Source organism: Mycobacterium sp. IS-1496 (genome assembly GCF_001499995.1).
Lineage (GTDB): Bacteria > Actinomycetota > Actinomycetes > Mycobacteriales > Mycobacteriaceae > Mycobacterium.
Map to the genome: position 1 here is coordinate 103,901 of NZ_LQIU01000001.1, position 15,974 is coordinate 119,874.

The 15,974-nt window shown below is 67.9% G+C and carries 18 protein-coding genes; 9 read left to right on the top strand and 9 right to left on the bottom strand.

The features are described from left to right. Positions 1-4: 4 nt before the first annotated feature. From AU195_RS00505 to AU195_RS00520, 4 genes are all read left to right on the top strand, one after another. Positions 5-1,156: a thiolase family protein gene (locus tag AU195_RS00505; protein WP_059157102.1), complete on the top strand. Its 1,152-nt coding sequence runs from the start codon at positions 5-7 to the stop codon at positions 1,154-1,156. Between the two features lie 15 nt (positions 1,157-1,171). After that, positions 1,172-2,320, top strand: coding sequence for an acyl-CoA dehydrogenase family protein (locus AU195_RS00510; RefSeq protein ID WP_059157103.1), 1,149 nt, complete (start codon positions 1,172-1,174; stop codon positions 2,318-2,320). A 126-nt stretch (positions 2,321-2,446) separates the two neighbouring features. After that, on the top strand, positions 2,447-3,079 hold the full coding sequence (locus AU195_RS00515; protein WP_059157104.1) for a TetR/AcrR family transcriptional regulator: 633 nt from the start codon (positions 2,447-2,449) through the stop codon (positions 3,077-3,079). 14 nt (positions 3,080-3,093) lie between these two features. After that, positions 3,094-3,606, top strand: a complete 513-nt coding sequence (locus AU195_RS00520) for a hypothetical protein (protein ID WP_059157343.1) — start codon at positions 3,094-3,096, stop codon at positions 3,604-3,606. On the opposite strand, the gene AU195_RS00525 is transcribed toward AU195_RS00520, so the two are convergent. The 6 genes from AU195_RS00525 to AU195_RS00550 form a co-directional block, all read right to left on the bottom strand. Beyond that, positions 3,603-4,580 carry an NADPH:quinone oxidoreductase family protein gene (locus AU195_RS00525; protein ID WP_059157105.1) on the bottom strand — a complete coding sequence of 326 codons (978 nt, stop codon included), beginning with the start codon at positions 4,578-4,580 and terminating at the stop codon, positions 3,603-3,605. The two genes, AU195_RS00520 and AU195_RS00525, sit on opposite strands and share 4 nt — an antisense overlap. After that, entirely contained in the window at positions 4,577-5,566 is a 990-nt protein-coding gene (locus AU195_RS00530) for a phosphotransferase family protein (RefSeq protein WP_059157344.1), read from the bottom strand. Before AU195_RS00530 ends, AU195_RS00525 begins: the two co-directional genes overlap by 4 nt. 32 nt (positions 5,567-5,598) lie before the next feature. Then, positions 5,599-6,900 carry an acyl-CoA dehydrogenase family protein gene (locus AU195_RS00535; RefSeq protein WP_059157106.1) on the bottom strand — a complete coding sequence of 434 codons (1,302 nt, stop codon included), beginning with the start codon at positions 6,898-6,900 and terminating at the stop codon, positions 5,599-5,601. 28 nt (positions 6,901-6,928) lie between these two features. Continuing rightward, positions 6,929-7,390, bottom strand: coding sequence for a VOC family protein (locus AU195_RS00540; RefSeq protein ID WP_059157107.1), 462 nt, complete (start codon positions 7,388-7,390; stop codon positions 6,929-6,931). Beyond that, positions 7,387-8,076 (bottom strand): TetR/AcrR family transcriptional regulator, encoded by a 690-nt coding sequence (locus tag AU195_RS00545; RefSeq protein WP_082702916.1) that lies wholly within the window; start codon positions 8,074-8,076, stop codon positions 7,387-7,389. Before AU195_RS00545 ends, AU195_RS00540 begins: the two co-directional genes overlap by 4 nt. 69 nt (positions 8,077-8,145) lie before the next feature. Then, positions 8,146-9,063, bottom strand: a complete 918-nt coding sequence (locus tag AU195_RS00550) for a LysR family transcriptional regulator (protein ID WP_059157108.1) — start codon at positions 9,061-9,063, stop codon at positions 8,146-8,148. 106 nt (positions 9,064-9,169) lie between these two features. Here AU195_RS00550 and AU195_RS00555 point away from each other — a divergent pair, with 106 nt between their 5' ends. The 4 genes from AU195_RS00555 to AU195_RS00570 are packed head-to-tail and all read left to right on the top strand — an operon-like array spanning position 9,170 to position 12,472. Further along, positions 9,170-10,465, top strand: coding sequence for an aromatic ring-hydroxylating oxygenase subunit alpha (locus AU195_RS00555; protein WP_059157109.1), 1,296 nt, complete (start codon positions 9,170-9,172; stop codon positions 10,463-10,465). Next, the gene (locus AU195_RS00560; RefSeq protein WP_059157110.1) at positions 10,462-10,785 is read left to right on the top strand and encodes a hypothetical protein; all 324 of its coding nucleotides are present in this window, start codon (positions 10,462-10,464) and stop codon (positions 10,783-10,785) included. Before AU195_RS00555 ends, AU195_RS00560 begins: the two co-directional genes overlap by 4 nt. A gap of 5 nt (positions 10,786-10,790) precedes the next feature. Next, complete coding sequence (locus AU195_RS00565; RefSeq protein WP_059157111.1) at positions 10,791-11,621, top strand: TauD/TfdA dioxygenase family protein; 831 nt, start codon at positions 10,791-10,793, stop codon at positions 11,619-11,621. Then, entirely contained in the window at positions 11,618-12,472 is an 855-nt protein-coding gene (locus AU195_RS00570; protein WP_059157112.1) for a TIGR03619 family F420-dependent LLM class oxidoreductase, read from the top strand. The genes AU195_RS00565 and AU195_RS00570 overlap by 4 nt, the downstream gene beginning before the upstream one ends. Here AU195_RS00570 and AU195_RS00575 read toward each other — a convergent pair. Genes AU195_RS00575 through AU195_RS00585 form a run of 3 tightly spaced genes read right to left on the bottom strand, consistent with a single transcriptional unit; the run spans position 12,465 to position 15,110 of the window. Further along, complete coding sequence (locus AU195_RS00575) at positions 12,465-13,424, bottom strand: TIGR03564 family F420-dependent LLM class oxidoreductase (RefSeq protein WP_059157346.1); 960 nt, start codon at positions 13,422-13,424, stop codon at positions 12,465-12,467. The two genes, AU195_RS00570 and AU195_RS00575, sit on opposite strands and share 8 nt — an antisense overlap. A gap of 12 nt (positions 13,425-13,436) precedes the next feature. Then, entirely contained in the window at positions 13,437-14,180 is a 744-nt protein-coding gene (locus AU195_RS00580) for a hypothetical protein (RefSeq protein WP_059157113.1), read from the bottom strand. A 9-nt stretch (positions 14,181-14,189) separates the two neighbouring features. After that, entirely contained in the window at positions 14,190-15,110 is a 921-nt protein-coding gene (locus tag AU195_RS00585; protein ID WP_059157114.1) for an NAD-dependent epimerase/dehydratase family protein, read from the bottom strand. A gap of 113 nt (positions 15,111-15,223) precedes the next feature. On the opposite strand from AU195_RS00585, the gene AU195_RS00590 reads away from it, so the two are divergent. After that, the gene (locus AU195_RS00590) at positions 15,224-15,973 is read left to right on the top strand and encodes an alpha/beta fold hydrolase (RefSeq protein WP_059157115.1); all 750 of its coding nucleotides are present in this window, start codon (positions 15,224-15,226) and stop codon (positions 15,971-15,973) included. Position 15,974 lies beyond the last annotated feature (1 nt).

Here is a 15,974-nt window from a genome sequence, read left to right on the forward strand (position 1 = left end):
ACCCATGCGCGAAACCGTCATCGTCGAAGCCGTCCGGACGCCGGTCGGCAAGCGCAACGGCGGCCTGTCCGAGATGCACGCCGCGGACCTGTCCGCCGTCGTCCTCAACGAACTGGTCCTGCGGGCCGGGATCGAGCCCGATGTGGTCGACGACGTCATCTGGGGTTGTGTCTCGCAGGTCGGCGACCAGTCCAGCAACATCGGCCGGTTCGCCGTGCTCGCCGCCGGCTGGCCCGAACACATCCCGGGCACCACCGTGAACCGGGCCTGCGGTTCCAGTCAGCAGGCGCTGGACTTCGCCGTCCACGCCGTGATGTCGGGTCAGCAGGACATCGTCGTCGCGGGCGGTGTGGAGGTGATGAGCCGGGTGCCGCTGGGGTCGGCGCGCGCCACCGGCATGCCGTACGGGCCGAAGGTGCTCGCGCGCTACCCCGACTTCGAATTCAACCAGGGCATCTCGGCCGAGTTGATCGCCGAGAAGTGGGAGTTCTCGCGCACCCGCCTCGACGAGTACTCCGTACGGTCCCACGAGCTGGCCGCAAAAGCGCAGGACGACAAGGCTTTCGAAGCGCAGATCGTGCCGGTGTTCACCGGGGCGGACCCCGCCCCGGTGGTTGCCGACGAAGGTGTGCGGCGCGGCACGTCGGTGGAGAAGCTGGCCGGGTTGAAGCCGGCGTTCCGCGACGACGGCGTGATCCACGCGGGTAACTCCTCGCAGATCTCCGATGGGGCGGCGGCCCTGCTGGTGATGACGGCGGAGAACGCCGTGCAGCTGGGTCTGACGCCGATCGTGCGCTACCGCGCCGGCGCGGTGGCCGGTGCCGATCCGGTGCTGATGCTCACCGGCCCCATCCCGGCCACGGAGAAGGTGCTGCACAAGGCCGGCGTCGGTATCGACGAGATCGGCGTGTTCGAGGTCAACGAGGCGTTCGCGCCGGTGCCGCTGGCCTGGCTCGCCGAGACCGGCGCGGCCGAGGAGCGGCTCAACCCGCTGGGCGGCGCCATCGCGCTCGGCCACCCGCTCGGCGCCTCCGGCGCGGTGCTCATGACCCGGATGGTGCATCACATGCGCGACAACGGCATCCGGTACGGACTGCAGACCATGTGCGAGGGCGGCGGCACCGCCAACGCGACCCTCGTCGAACTCATCGCCTAGCCCAGGAGGACCACCGTGCGCCGAGACCTGTTCACCGACGACCACGACGCCTTTCGGCAACTCGCCCGTGACTTCGTCGAGAAGGAGGTCGTACCCCAGTACCCGGAGTGGGAGAAAGCCGGCCGGATGCCCCGCGACGTCTTCAAGCAGATGGGCGCGCTCGGCATGCTCGGCATGGCCATCCCCGAGGAGTACGGGGGAGCGGGGATCGACGACTACCGCTACAACGTGGTCCTGCAGGAGGAGGCCGCCCGCGCGCTGGTGACGCTGTCGACCGTGCGCACCCAGCTCGAGGTGATCCTGCCGTACTTCCTGCACTACGCGAACGACGAGCAGCGCAAGCGGTGGTTCCCCGGGCTCGCGGCGGGCACGCTGCTGACCGCGGTCGCGATGACCGAACCGGGGACCGGATCCGATCTGGCCGGGGTGCGCACGACCGCGGTGCGCGACGGGGACCACTACATCGTCAACGGCGCGAAGACCTTCATCACCGGCGGCATCCAGGCGGATCTTGTCGTGGTCGTGGCGCGTACCTCGACCGATCCGGAGAACCGTCGCCGAGGTCTGTCGCTGATCGTCGTCGAGGACGGCATGCCCGGGTTCGAGCGTGGCCGGGAGCTCGAGAAGATGGGCTGCAAGGTCCAGGACACGGCCGAACTGTCGTTCACCGACGTCCGCGTGCCCGCGGCGAACCTGCTGGGGGAGGAGGGCGAGGCGTTCAGCTACCTCGGCCACAACCTCGCACAGGAGCGGCTGACCGTGGCGGTGGGCTCGGTGGCCCAGGCCCGCTCGGCGCTGCACGCGACGATCGACTACGTGAAGGACCGCAAGGCGTTCGGCACTCCTGTGGCGTCGTTCCAGAACACGAAGTTCGAGCTGGCGGCGGTGTCCACCGAGATCGAGGCCGCCCAGGCGATGCTCGACCGGGCCGTGCTCGACCACGTCGACGGTGTGCTGTCGCGCGAGGACGCCGCCCGCGTGAAGCTCTTCTGCACCGAGATGCAGGCCCGCGCCGTCGACCGCTGCCTGCAACTGTTCGGCGGCTACGGGTACATGATGGAGTATCCGATCGCCCGGCTGTACAACGACGCTCGGGTGGCGCGGATCTACGCCGGCACGAGTGAGGTCATGAAGGTCATCATCGCCAAATCGCTCGGTCTTTAAGCACTCTGCTGAGCGCCTGACCAGCAGTGTGACGTCGGTCCAAACCCATTTTCCGTGAGACCCTTGTCACATCGGAAAAACCTACCTACTGTGTGTTCACTAGGTTGGTTCGACCGAGGGAGTCAGGTGTCCGCGCTGCAGTCTTCGAGGCCCTACGCCACGTTGCTGGCAAAGGGTGAGGACCGCCGTCAGCGGATACTCGCGGTCGCCGAGCGGCTGCTGGCACGCAACGGGTGGCGCAACACGTCGCTCGCCCAGATCGCCAGGGAGGCCGGTGTCACCCCGGCCGGGCTGCTGCACCACTTCGAGTCCAAGGAGCAGTTGCTCAACGCGGTGCTCGACGCCCGCGACATGGACGACGACACGCACGCCGACCGCACCGGCGATCTGTTCGTGCAGATCGCCCGGGTGGCCGAGCGGTTCCAGCGGGCGCCCGAACTGGTCGGCACCTTCACCGTCCTGCTCGTCGAGAACATCGCCCCCGACGCCCCGCTGCACGACCGGCTGCTCGACCGCCAGCGGGCCGCGGTGTCGATAGTCACCAGCATCATCCGGCGCGAACAGAGCGCCGGTCGCTACCGCCAAGACCTCAACGCGGCCACCAAGGCCGTGGAGATTCTCGCCTTCGTCAACGGAATGGAGACGTCATGGTTGCTCGACCCGTCGATCCCGCTGACCGAGGTGTTCAAGGATTACGCCGAGATGTTGGCCCGCGACTTCAGCCCCGTTCCGACGCCGCACGAGGAGATCACCAGATGACCGAACAGTTCGACATGCGCTACCGCCTCGACATCGTCTCTCCGAATGTGCGGGACGCCGTGCGATTCGCCGGCGGATGGCTCTACGACCGGTCGATGGCCGGCTGGGATGTCACCGTGCTGGTCGACGACGTGGACGAGGACGCGCGACCGCTGGAGATCCTGGGCGCCACCGTCCTGCCGCTGCAGCCGGTGCTCGAGGCGTGGTCCGAGCGCCCGCACCCGCAGACCGTCGCGGTGGCCGCCGACCTCATCGACTGCGATGAGCGGGTCCGTCAACACGTGCGGATCGCCCTCGACCACGGCCACACCGAGGTGACGCTGTGGGGGGAGCGCTGTCCGGCCGACCTGGACGACGACGTGGACGCGGTCCGCCACGAATTGAGCGCGGCCGCACGCGCTTTCAAGGCGCAGGCGCTCGCTGCGGTCAACGACATCGAGGCCGACTTCGTCGGTCACACCGAGACCTTCCGCTGCGGCATGATGGCCCGCCCGTCGGTGGCCGCCGACCTGATTCCCGCCAGCTAAGCGGGTCGACCGGAGAGGTCGACCACCACCTTCCCGACGGCGCGTCCGTCGGCCACCTGCCGCAGCGCGGCGGTGACGTCCTCGAGTGCGTAGAGCGCACCGATGTGCGGACGGATCGTGTTGTCGGCGAGCAGTTCTCGTAATTCCCGCTCGTTGCGCTCGAACTCGGCCGCGGGGATGTCGGCGAACTGGAAACCCTGGACCGTGACGCCCTTGATCAGCACGAGGTTCAGCGGGATCCGGGGGATCGCGCCCGAGGCGAAGCCGACGGTGACGAACCGCCCACCCCGGCGCAGTGAGCGCAGCGCGGGCTCGGACAGATCGCCGCCGACCGGGTCGACCACCGCAGCCGCACCGTCGGGCACCGCTTCGCGCAGGGCGTCCCGCAGCGGGCCGCACCGGTGGTTGATCACCCGGCTCGCACCGTGATGCGCCGCCGCCTCGAGTTTCTCGTCCGACGAGGCCACCGCGGTGACCCGGGCGCCCAGGTGCGCCGCGAGCTGCACCGAGGCCAGGCCCACGCCGCCGCCTGCGCCGAGCACGACCACCTCGTCGCCGGGCTCGACGCGCGCCACCGACCGCAGCGTGTGGTACGCCGTGCGGTGGGCGACCCCGGAGGCGGCCGCCGTCCGGTCGTCGACACCGTCGGGTATCGGGGCCAGGCCGGAGGCGGCGACCGCCACCTCTTCGGCGAACGCGCCGTGCATCCCCGTCCCCGTCACCCGGTCGCCGACTACGAATCCCTCGGTCTGCGGGCCCACGCCGACGACGGTGCCGGCGAACTCACTGCCCGGCACGAACGGCGTGGGCACACTGACCTGATAGCGGCCCGCGATCAACAGGACGTCGGGGAAGTTCACCGCCGCCGCGCCGACCCGCACGAGCACCTCACCCGGGCCCGGCGCCGGTGACGGCAACTCCTCGATCCGCACCCCCTCCGGGGGACCGTGCGCCGCGCAGACCGCGGCCCTCACCGGTAGTCGCTGGATTCGGCGAGGTCGGCGGCCGAGGCCATCAGGTCGGTCACCACCGGTCCGAAGGCCAGCAACTTCTCGTCGTCCCCGGCGCGCTGGAAGCCCTGCTCCAGGACGATCGCCAGTTTCCACTTGGCCAGCACGAGGTAGTAGTCCAGATCGTCGACCTGACGCCCGGACACCTCGGCGTAGTGGGCCACGACGTCGTCGCGCGACGGCATCCCGCGCATGTCCACGTAGGTCATCTCACCCTCCTCCGGCGCATCGCTGTCGGCGGGCCAGCTCTGCACCATCCAGCCCAGGTCCAGTTTCGGATCGCCGACGGTGCCCATCTCCCAGTCGACGATCGCCGCGAGCCGAGCGGGGGCGCCATGGCGGTACATGACGTTGGCGAACTGATAGTCCCCGTGCATGAGGCCGGGGATGAAGTCGAGCGGTTTGTGGGCGCGCAGCCAGGCGGTCGCCGCGTCCAGGCCCGGCAGGTCACGTCGTCTGATCCGGTCCAGGAACCCGATCCACCGGTCCACCTGCCGCTCGTGAAACCCTTCGGGCCGGCCCAGGTCGGCCAACCCCCTCGCGCGCCAGTCGACCTTCGACAGCAGCGCGATGCCCTCGGCCAGTTGGTAGCTCAGGCCCGGGCGGACCGAGATGTCGCTGTCGAAGGGCTCCGGCCACCGCCCGTGGGTGTCCATCGGGGACCACCCGTCGACGAACCCCATGAGGTAGAACGGCCTGCCGAGCACGTCGGGGTCGTCACACACGCCCACCGCGGCGGTGTGCGGGACGTCGGTGCCGTCGAGCGCCTCGATGATCCGCCACTCGCGAAGGATTCCCCTGTCCCGGTCCGGCGGTGCGCCGGGCGGCGGCATCCGCAGCACGCATCGGTGTTCGCCGCGGCTGATCTCGTAGATGACGTTCTGGGTGCCGCCGGAGAGGAACCGGGTCTCGAGCGCTTCTCCCTTACCGGGCAACGCGGCCTCGTCCATCCATGCCGCGAGGCGGGTGGCGTCGATCTCGCTCACAGGTTGCCGACCTGATGCTCGAGGTACTGGGCGTACTTCTGCTGTGCCGCTTCGCGTTTGCGCGGAATCCACTCGGTGGGCCAGGTGTCGGTGGTCGGCTGGTGATCGCGCAGCACCTGTTTGGCCACCGTGGTCTTGTGCACCTCGGTGGGCCCGTCGGCGAGACCCATGACCGCCGCGCCGGTGACCATGCCGAGGAACGGCATCTCGTTGGTGACCCCGAGCGCGCCGTGTACCTGCATTGCCCGCCACGCGATGTCGTGCAGCACGGTCGGCATCACCACCTTCACCGCGGCGATGTCCTTGCGCACCTTCTTGTAGTCGTTGTACTTGTCGATCTCCCACGCCGTGTAGAGCACCATCAGCCGGAACTGGAGCAGCTGGGCGTAGGAGTCGGCGATGTAGCCCTGGACGAACTGTTTGTCGGACAACCGGCTGCCCTGTGTCTGGCGGCTGAGGGCGCGTTCGCACATCATGTCGAGTGCCTTGCGGGACAACCCGATCGTGCGCATCGCGTGGTGGATGCGGCCCCCGCCCAACCGCGTCTGGGCGATCGCGAACGCCTGGCCCTCGCCGCCGAGCAGGGCGTCGGCCGGAACACGGACGTTGTCGTAGTGGATCAGCGCATGGCTGCCCTGGCCCTCGCGCTCACCGTAGAGGCCGATGTTGCGCACGATGTTCACCCCTGGGGTGTCGGTGGGCACCAGGAACATCGACATGCCCTGGTACGGGCTGACATCGGGGTTGGTGACCACCATGACGATCAGGAATGCGGCCGTCGCGGCGTTGGACGAGAAGAACTTCTGGCCGGTGATCACCCAGTCGTCACCGTCGCGGACCGCCCGGGTGGTGAACAGCGTCGGGTCGGCCCCGGCGTGCGGTTCGGTCATCGAATAGCAGGAGAACAACTCACCGTCGAGCAGCGGGCGCAGGTAGCGCTGCTTCTGCTCGTCGGTGCCGTAGTGGGCGATGATCTCGGCGTTGCCGGTGTCGGGCGCCTGGCAGCCGAACACGATCGGCGCCCACTGCGAGCGCCCGAGGATCTCGTTGAGCAGCGCGAGCTTGAGTTGGCCGTAGCCCTGGCCGCCCAGGTCCGGTCCCAGGTGGGTGGCCCACAGGCCCTGGCGCCGCACCTCCTCCTTGAGCGGGTCGATGGCCCGTCGGCGTTCACCGTCGAGCGGGACGAACTGCTGGTGTGGCCAGACCAGGTCGAGTGGTTCGACCTCGTTGCGCACGAAGTCGTCGGCCCAGTCGAGGACCTTCTGGTACTCGGCGTCGGTCTCGAAATCCCATGCCATGTTGTGTGACTCCTCTTGGTTGAGCGGTCTACGTGGCCATCGACTGCAGGAAGGCGGTCCAATCTCCGAACACGCCGCGGTTGACGATCTCGACGCGGGTACCGGCCGCGTCGACGTGGTAGGCGAAGGTCGGCGGCTGATCGGCAGCGGGGCCCGCCTCGAACGCGAACCCGGAGTCCGACAACAGCTTCGATGTCGTCTCGACATCGTCGACCCAGTACCCGAGGTGGTGGGTGGCGCGGCCGGGCGCGGCCGCCCACAGAGTTCCGGGTACCTCCTGGACGAGCTCGAGATGTGGCGGCTCCACCGAGAACGAGATGCGGAACGGGACGTCGAGCGGGCCCGTGGACGTGACCACCGGCACCGTGTACTCCATCGGCCTCGTCCACCGGTATCCGGCGACGGCGGTGAGCCGTGCCGCGGCGGCGTCCACGTCGGCGACGACCACGCCGATGTGATAGAGGTCGGCGGCGGACAACGGTGGGCTCATGTGAGGTCCTTGCTGCGGACGTTGAATCTGAGGTCCTTGCTGCGGACGTTGAATCCCGCGATCAGTGCCGAGATGTCGGCGGTGACCACGTCGGCGAAGGAACGCCCGCCGAAACCGCCCATGGCCCAGTGGCGCACTCCTTCACTCACGTGCATCTGCGCCAGCCGCGACAGGTGCATGACGTCGACGTCGGCGGCGAGCTTGCCGTCGGCCTGTGCGGCGGCGAAGAGTTCGCCGAACATGTCGGCGTCCTCGTGGGCGTCGTCAGCGCCGGCGAGGATCCGCTGTTCGTGGCGGTAGCCCTCGAGGATCGTCTCGACGATCAGGTCGGGGGGATTACGCGCCATCGAGCGCTGGAGACTGCGCAGCGCCCGCGCGATGACGGTCTCGACGTCGTAATCGCCGCGCAGGAGTTGGCGCACGGTCGTGCGGGCGGTGCGGGTCGAGGTCAACCCGACTTCGAAGAGCACATCCTCCTTGGTCGGGAAGTAGAAGTAGAACAACGCGCGGGAGACGCCCGCCGCCCGGCAGATGTCGGCGACCGTGGTCTGCGCGTAGCCGTTCGTCCGCCACAGCGCCATCGCCGCGGCCACCAGCGCCCGCTTGGTCTCGTGTGACCGGGCGCGCTGGTATGTGGCACGACGCTGACCACTGTCAGCGGCCACTGTCTCGGCACTGTCCGGCATCACCGGACTCTATCAACGGTTCTGCTCGATGCATATAGCTGACGCGCGTCTAACTAAATCGTCTCCGAGCTATGTCCGCGCGATGTTCTCGACGATGATCTCGCGCGCACACTCGTAGAACGCACTGATCAGCGTCGAGTAAGACAATTCGAACGGATAGATCATGTGCACGTCGAGCGCATCGACATGCCACTCGGGAAGCACCGGGACGATCGTGCGCTCGCGCAACTCGGCCGTGCAGATGATCTGGGCGGGCATCACCCCGATGCCGAGGCCCTGCAGGATGTACTGCTTGCACACCTGGAAGTTGTTCGCCCGGGCCCGGATCCGAGGCGCCAGCTCGTGCCGGTGCTGGTCGCGGGCCAGGGTGAGCCTGCGCGGGCCGCCGAATCCGAAGTCGATGAAGGGCAGCTCGCCGAGCTGCGCGGGCTCGGTCACCGGCTCGGCCAGCTGCCCGACGAAGTCGGCTGAGGCGCACAGGAAAAGCTCGAGGCTGAAGACCTTGCGGGCGATCAGTGTCGAATCCTGCAACGGCCCGGTTCCGAACACCACGTCGAAGCCGTCCCGAACGGGGTCCATCATGCTGTCCACCAGCCGGATGTCCAGTCGCGAGTGCGGGTAGTGCTGCAGGAAGGCGGCGCCCACCCGCGAGGCGTAATCGATGCCGAGGAAGACGGGGATGGCCACCCGCAACTCTCCCCGGGGTTCCTGTCTGCTGCCCTCGACGAGGGCGCGTACGCCGTTGGCTTCGGTCAGGATGTTGACCGCGTGGCGGTAGACCTTCTCGCCGAGGTCGGTGACGGTCAACTGGTGGGTGTTCTTGCGCAGCAGCTTGATACCCAGGTCGGACTCCAGCTTGCTGAGTTTGCGGCTGACGGTCGACTTCGGCATGCCGAGCAGCGCGGCCGCCTTCGACAGGCTGCGATTCTCCACCACCTTGCCGAACACCAGCAACGCATCGAGGTCGAAAGGGAGATTCTGTTCCATGTGTCCCCTCCTCACTCACTGTTCCAAATATGCAACAGGGTGTTGCGGATTTTGGTCTGTTTCGGCGGAATCACCGGCTGTTAGCGTCGGCGCTGAGGAGGCCCTCATGAGTCGCGACAGCCTGGTGACCAAACCCGCAAGCGGACATTGGACCGATGCGTATCCCGAACTCGGACGGGGACCGGTATCGCTGGAGGACTGCGTCTCCGAAGACTTCTACCAGAAGGAACTCGAGCACGTCTTCAAGAAGACGTGGCTCTACATGGGGCGGGTCGAGCAGGTCCCGAAGTCGGGCAGTTTCTTCACGCGCGAGCTCAGGTTCCTCAACACCTCCATCATCATCGTGCGCGGTAAGGACGACGTGATCCGCGCCCTGCACAACATCTGTCCACACCGTGGCAACAAGATGTTGTGGGAGGACGACCCGTTCCGCGAGATGTCCGGCCGCGCGCCGCTGCTGTACTGCCGCTTCCACGGCTGGCGGTACAAGCTCGACGGCACACTGCATTCGGCCACCCGTAAGGATCTGCTGCTCGACTTCGACGCCGACAGTTGCCGCGTGCCCGCGATCCAGTGCGAGGTGTGGGAAGGCTTCATCTTCGTCAATCTCAACCCGGACAACACGGAGTCGGTGCGCTCGTACCTCGGCGAACTCGCGCACGATCTCGAGGGCTATCCTTTCGAGGGGCCGCACCAGGTCTACCGGTTCAAGGCCGAATTGCAGTGCAACTGGAAGATCTTCGTCGACGGCTTCGCGGAGAGTTACCACGGTCCCTACCTGCATGCGTCCTCGTTCGGCGCCCTCACCGCCGAGGCCAGAGACGCATTCGACCAGCCGAACCCGTTCACCGATGCGTTGGGCTACCAGCTCAAGGGCCCGCATCGGATGTTCTCGTTCGCCGGCGAGCCGTCGCGGAAGACCCCGTACTCGAAACCGATCGAGTGTGTGATGGAGGCCAGCGCGGCGGGCCCGTGGAACAAGAAATCGGATCGCGGACCCATGCCACGGGGCATCAATCCGACCCGCGCGGAGAAGTACGGGTTCGACTCGTACCAGTTCTTCCCGAATTTCGTGCTGATCTTCGGTGCGTCGGGCTTCACAGTGCACACCCATTGGCCCACCGGGCCGCACTCGCACATCTTCGAGACAGAGGCGTACTACCAGCCGCCCAAGACCCATCGCGAACGCTTGGGCCAGGAACTGACGATGACGTTCCTCAACGACATCATCTTGGAGGACGCCAGCCCCTCCGAGGGGCTGCAGGCGATGTTGAGAAGCGGAGCGCTCACCCACTTCACCATGAACGACGAGGAGATCCTGCTCCGTCACCTGCACAAGGTCGTCGGCGATTACGTGGACAGGGGAGTCGCCGAGGAGAAGCGAAAGGCGGACCGGTCATGAGTGCCACGCTGCCACCGGAGTTCTCGCACCTGGAACACCTGGTCGACGAATGGGCGATCGAGGACGGGCACGAGCGCTACGTCAAGCGGGTGAACAGTTCCATGGAGCAGATCCGCGCCTTCTACGACGAGATCTTTCCGTGCGCCGAGGAAGCGGTCGCCTACGTCGACAAGTTCGATTACGCCGAACCCCTGCCCGATGACGTCGCGAACCTGCGCAACCTGCTCTACTCCCTGATCACCGTCTCCCTGGCGGTGGAGTTGTGGAATCAGCCGCGGGTCAAGCATTCGGCCGACACGATCCTGACGAGAGTGAGCTGAGAGCCATGAGTCTGACCTCCGCCCAGCTCGAGATCATCGACCTCACCCCGCGGATCGGCAGTGAGGTCAGGTGCGATCTCGACACGCTGCTCAGTGGCCGGGAGGCCGAGAGAATCCGGGCCACGTTGGAACGTCGAGGCGTGATCTTCTTCCGCGGGTTGACCGTCACCGACGAGCAGCAGGTGGCCGTTGCCGAGACGCTCGGCGACATCGTGCAGGGCGAGGGCCAGGCGGGCATCTACAAGATCTCGCTCGACAAGAGCGTCAATCAGCGCGCCGAGTATCTCAAAGGCTCGATGTTCTGGCATTTCGACGGTTCCCTGCAGCCCTACCCGAATCTCGCGACTCTGCTTCGCGCGGTCCGACTCTCGGATACCGGGGGAGAGACCGAGTTCTGCAACACCTACGCCGCATACGAGGATCTGCCACCGTCCGACAAGGACTTCATCGCGGACCTTCGGGTCGTGCACAGCGCCGAACGCTCCCAGTACTACGTCCGTCCCGAGATGAGCTACGAAGAACTCTCCTTCTGGCAGAAGTCCCCGACGAAGTCGTGTCCGATCGTGTGGACGCACCGGTCCGGGCGCAAGTCGCTGTTGCTCGGCGCCACAGCCGATTACGTGATCGGGATGCCCGTCGAGGAAAGCCGCGCCCTGCTGGCTCGGCTCCGGGACTGGGCCACACAGCCGCAGTACGTGTACCGCCACGAGTGGCAGCCGGGTGATCTGCTGATCTGGGACAACACCGGCACCATGCACAGGGTGTTGCCGTACGCCGAGGACAGCGGCCGGCTGATGCACCGAACCATCCTGGCGGGCGAAGAGCCGCTGCATTGAAGCTCGCGATCGCCACGCCCGTCGTCACCAACGTCGCCGGCGCTCCGCTCACCTGGGAGAGGGACGCGACGATCGAGGACATCGGTCGTATCGCCGAAACCGCCGACCGTCTCGGCTATCACCATCTGACGTGCAGCGAGCACATCGCGATGCCGTCGAGTGAGGCGGAACGGCGTGGCGCCAGGTACTGGGATCCGCTCGCCACGCTGGGTTACGTGTCGGCCCGCACCACGAGCATCAGGCTCGCCACCATGACGTTGGTGCTCGGGTACCACCACCCTCTCGCGATCGTGAAGCGTTACGGCACCTTGGATCACGTCAGCGGTGGGCGGGTGATCCTCGGCGTCGGGGTCGGCACGCTGAAGGAGGAGTTCGACCTCCTCGGTGCCCCGTTCGACGATCGGGGACCGCGTGCCGACGACGCCCTGCGAGCACTGCGGTCGGCGCTGCCGAGCAACGAACCGGCCTACCACGGTGAGTACTACTCGTTCGGCGGGCTGACCGTCGACCCCTGTGCGCTGCAGGCGCACATGCCCATCTGGGTCGGCGGCCGCACCAAACGATCACTGCGCCGTGCGGTCACGCTCGCCGACGGCTGGTGCCCCTTCTACGTCTCAGCCGCCACCGCGGCGGAGTGGCTGCGGGGCTTCGACGTGCCGCCGGGTTTCGATGTCGTGCTGCCGGCGGAACGGCCGCTCGACCCGGTGGAGGAACCCGGCGCCACCGAAGAGGCGTTGCACACCCTGGCCGCAGCCGGCACGACGGTGGTCTCCGCGCGGTTCGTGCACCACTCGCTCGAGCACTATCTCGAACAGATCCACGCGCTCGTCGAACTGTGGTGCGTCAGGTGAATTCGGCGCACAGCGACGCCACGAACTCCTGAGTGCGTCGCCGTGACTTCTGCCGGGTGGCGGTGTCGTCACCGAGGGGGATGACACGCGCGGCGAGGTCGGTGACGCCGGCGTCGCGGTAGCGGCGCAACCGGGCCGCCACGGCCGCCTCGTCGCCTGCCGCCATGGTGTCGCCGACGTCGTCGGCGTCGCCGTGCTCGAGCAGCCGAAGGTAGTTGGGCGACAGCTCCGCGTGGCCGAGCACCTCGCCGGCGTAGGCGCGGGCGTCGTCGACCTGACCGGGTGAGCAGAGGGCGACCGGGACTCCGGCGACGATGCGGGGCGCCGGACGGCCCGCGGCGCTCGCGGCGGCGGTGATGCGCGGCGCGATGTGGGTTTCGACGGCGCGCTCGTCGGCCATCCACAGGATCGTGCCGTCGGCGTGCTCGCCGGCCAGGCGCAGCATCACCGGCCCCAGCGCGGCGACCAGGAGCGGCACGGTGTGGGAGTCGGTGACGTCGATCGATCCGTGCACGTGGAAGCTGTCGTTGTCCACGTCGACCGGGCCGGGACCGGCCAGTGCGGGACGCAGAACGTCGAGGTAGTCGCGTACCAGGCGGGCGGGCCGGTCGTAGGGCAGGCCGAGCTGCCCGTAGATGATCCAGTCGTGGGACGGACCGATTCCGAGCGTGAACCGCCCGCCGCAGGACACCTGGGTCGTGGCCGCCTGCTGCGCCATGATGAGCGGGTGCCGCGTCTGGATGGGCACGACGGCGGTACCGATCTCGATGCGCTCGGTGACCTGGCCCAGCAGCGCGACGGCGGTCATGGCGTCGAGGTACCCGGGCACCTGCGGGAACCAGAACGTGGCGAAACCCTGTTCCTGCGCGGCACGTCCGTCGTCGAGCAACCCGCTGAGCCGGTCCGCGCGTGCACGCTCCCGGTCGGAGCCGACCATCAAGCCGATACGCATCACAGCCTCCACTCACGGCACATAGCGGTCCCACTCATGGGGCACGACGGGATGAAACGGCGCGGCGAACACCGGCGTCACACCGGCGTCGCTCCAGCGCTGCCGAAGCACCGGTAGCAGCCGCCCGGCGGTGTCGACGGGGTCGGTGTCGAGGAAGCAGTACGAGATCGTCTGTCCCGCAGGTGCGCTGGCCAGGCGCGCGTCGACGGGCAGCGATGTCGCCGTCCACACGCCGGCGACGCCGTCGACGTCGAGCAGGTGCGTCGATGTTGCGGTGCCGCGCTCGAGCAGCAGATACACCCCGCGCACCGGCCACCACGGCAGCACGTCGGCGCCTATCTTGATGCGGGGTGCCGCCGCCTTGGTGCCGACCTCGTACACGCCCCGCTCCACGGGCGGCAGCAGCGGCAGTTTGCGGCCCGCGTCGCCGAGCGCCTTGGACAGCGCGAGGAACGGGTCCATACCCGCGGGGTCGGTGAAGAAGTACGTCATCACGTGGTCGATGGCGTCGTAGGGTCCTTCGCTCACCGCACGTGCGGACCGGCACGCCGGCGTGGACACCAGCCTCAACGAGGCGCGCACGGCCGACAGACGGTGTTGTTCGGGCCGGTGGTCGAGGGTGTGCCAGCGTAGATAGTCGGCGTCGGCGTCGTCGGGATGGCGTGTCGCCATCGACACGAACAGCGTGCCGACGTCGCCCCGGCCCTCGGCGAGGACGGCGGCCACGTCGTCGGACGGCGTGCCTGGTAGTTCCATGGCGGCCTTTCAGGCGGTGGTCGGATCATGGTGACGCAGTACGAGTTCGGGGTGCCGCGCGGCGATCATGCGTCGCATGCCGTCGCGCCACGGCACCGTGGTGCGGCCGAGCACCCGGTGCATGTGGGTGACGTCGGGCCACAAGGGGGTGTGTGCCGCGGGCGTGTATTCGAAGACCGGTGCGACGCCCACCAGTTCACCCATGTAGGTGCAGTAGTCCTCAACGCTCACGGTCTCGCTGCCCGCCCAGTTCACCACCACCGCAGGTGTGTCGGCGACCTCCAGCGCGCGGGTACCCAGCGCGACGTAGTCGTCCTCGTAGATGGGGTTGTAGTTGTTCGGCGCGTCGGGATGGAGCCGGATCGGCTTGCCGGCCAACATCATCTCCAGCCGGTCCGCGGGCGCTCCGCCCTCGGGGCCGTACGTCGAGCAGATGCGGATGATGGTCAACGGGATACCGTGCTGCTCGGCGATCCACGTGCAGACCGCCTCCGCGGCGACCTTGGAGAAGCTGTAGTTGGCGCGCAGCGGCACCCCGGGTGGATCGGACTCCGTCAGCGGCCGCCGGCCCCGGTAGCCGTAGATCGAGCCGGTCGAGCAGAGCACGAACCCCTTGGCCGCCCGGCAGTGGTGGAGCAGGCCACCGGAATGGTGCGCATTGGTCCGCAGGCAACGCGCCCAGTCGTCGGCGCCGGGGTCGACCGCCGCGTGGAAGACGTAGGTGAAATCGTCGGGCAGCGCCGAGAAGTCGCCGGTGCTCATGTCGAGTGCCACCGGGTGGATGCCTGCGGTGACGAGGCGGTCCCGGTCGGCCGGATCGCGGAGGCGGGCCGCACCCCACACGTCGTTGGACGAGGCCAGCGCCCGGGCGATCGGGAAGGCGATTTTGCCCGTCGCGCCGGTGATGAGGATCTTCTCGCCAGTGAGCATCCCATCAGTCATAGCGCACCGCGGCCGAAATGTTAAGTACTTGATATCCACCGCCCACCGGTTCGGCGAAAAGCACCGGTCCGGCGCCGCCTCGCCATGCGAGGATGAGCACTGTGACTGTGGTTCTGGTGCATGGCAATCCGGAGACCGATGCGGTCTGGGACCCGCTCGTCGAAGCGCTCGGCCGCACCGATGTGGTGCGGTTGTCGCCTCCCGGGTTCGGCGCCCCGCTCCCCAGCGGCTTCCCGGCGACGTTCCTCGCCTACCGGGATTGGCTCGTCGACGAGTTGCAGAGCATCAGCGGACCCGTCGACCTCGTCGGACACGACTGGGGTGGAGGTCACGTCGTCAACGCCGTGATGCACCGACCCGAGCTTGTGCGCAGCTGGGCCAGTGACGTCGTCGGGCTGTTCGATCGTGACTACGTATGGCACGACATGGCGCAGGGGTTCCAGACCCCGGAGACCGGCGAACAACTGGTCGCCATGATGCAGGACGGTTCGGTACAGGACCGGGCCCACCAGCTCACCGAATTCGGCGTCCCCGTCACCGTCGCCGCTTCGTTCGCCGCGGCGCAGGGTCCGGAGATGGGTCAGGCGATCCTGGCGCTGTACCGCTCTGCGCGCCAACCGGCACTGGCCGACGCCGGACGCGCGCTCGAGAACGCCGCGGCCCGGCCGGGACTGTCGCTCTCCGCCACCGAGGACCCGTTCGTCGGCACCGACGAGATGCGGCGTCGAGCGGCCGACCGGGCCGGCGCGCGGACCGAAGTGCTCGAGGGGCTGGGACATTGGTGGATGGTGGAGGACCCCGCCGCCGGCGCCGCCGCCCTCACCCGATTCTGGGAAACACTCGGTCGATAGG